Origin of the sequence: Hyphomonas sp. UBA3601 (assembly GCF_002375605.1) — a bacterium.
In the GTDB taxonomy this organism is placed as follows: domain Bacteria; phylum Pseudomonadota; class Alphaproteobacteria; order Caulobacterales; family Hyphomonadaceae; genus Hyphomonas.
The window spans coordinates 4889-5855 of record NZ_DFME01000054.1 but is presented as its reverse complement, the minus strand read 5'-3'; the positions used below and the strand labels follow the sequence as shown (position 1 = coordinate 5855).

Here is a 967-nt window from a genome sequence, read left to right as displayed (position 1 = left end):
CGATTTTCAAATCGCAAATCCACAATCAGACTGTCGGAGTCATGGAAACCCCCGTTTATGCAGAAGGATTTTCGGCGGTTGAAGGGGAGTGTGTACTGATTGTCTCGTCCGATGCAGAACCTTCGAAGACCGAGTATTCCACAGAGGACGCGATCGCCTTGGTCGGCTCGATTCATGCGGGTGTAGAAATCGCCAGCAGCCCTTTTTCCGAAATCAATGATCACGGGCCGCTGGTGACAATATCTGATTTCGGCAACAATCATGGTCTGATCATTGGCGATGAATTGCCTGAATGGCGGTCTCTGGAATTTAACCGTTGGCCGTTTGAAACCACGATTGATGGACTTACTGTCGGCACAGGAGATGCGAGCGGGATTCCCGGAGGTCCGATTGAATCCTTGCGCTTCATGCTAGAAAATGCCGCGCGTCGCGGAATGCCGTTGAAGAAGGGGATGGCAATCTCGACCGGAGCGGTGACAGGTGTTCACGCCGCAAGTGTAGGTCAGAAAGCCGTGATTCGAACCCGAGGGGCCCGGGATATCGATCTGCGGCTGTCCTCCGTCGGAAAATTTGTCGGTACCGCCGCTTAGGAAAGTGCTTTGTACCGGAACTGACTGAAACGAACATGACCCTTCCCGGCCGCCATCAATCCTGGGCGGAGGCTGAGGAAGTCATATGCCGTATTGTGGTGATAGCCAGACACTTCCATCTGAACATCGAATTTCTTCCATCTTTCGCCCGGCAGACGGGTAAAGAATGTGACGACGTGATTGTCGTTGCGAACCTTGATTTCAAGGTGTGTGAGGCCAGCATCCAAATCGTTCGGACGTGAACGCTCCTGACCATAGCGATGCATGACGAGGCCCTCCGGTCCGTAGCTCAAACCGCAGAATAATCCTGAATTGTAAAACAGGAGAAGTCCTGCACGTGACCCCGGGTCCAATTCCATCCGTGCCGTCACTTCATA

At 53.1% G+C, this 967-nt stretch carries 1 protein-coding gene and 1 pseudogene; one reads left to right on the top strand and one right to left on the bottom strand.

Annotated features, from left to right (window positions below; translation table 11 throughout):
* On the top strand, positions 1-590 hold a 590-nt coding region (locus B4F73_RS06260; RefSeq protein ID WP_290482762.1), incomplete at its 5' end, for a hypothetical protein.
* Here the strand turns inward: B4F73_RS06260 and B4F73_RS06255 are convergent.
* Positions 587-967, bottom strand: a pseudogene (locus tag B4F73_RS06255) (xylan 1,4-beta-xylosidase); the annotation flags it as partial. The gene B4F73_RS06260 and the pseudogene B4F73_RS06255 sit on opposite strands and share 4 nt — an antisense overlap.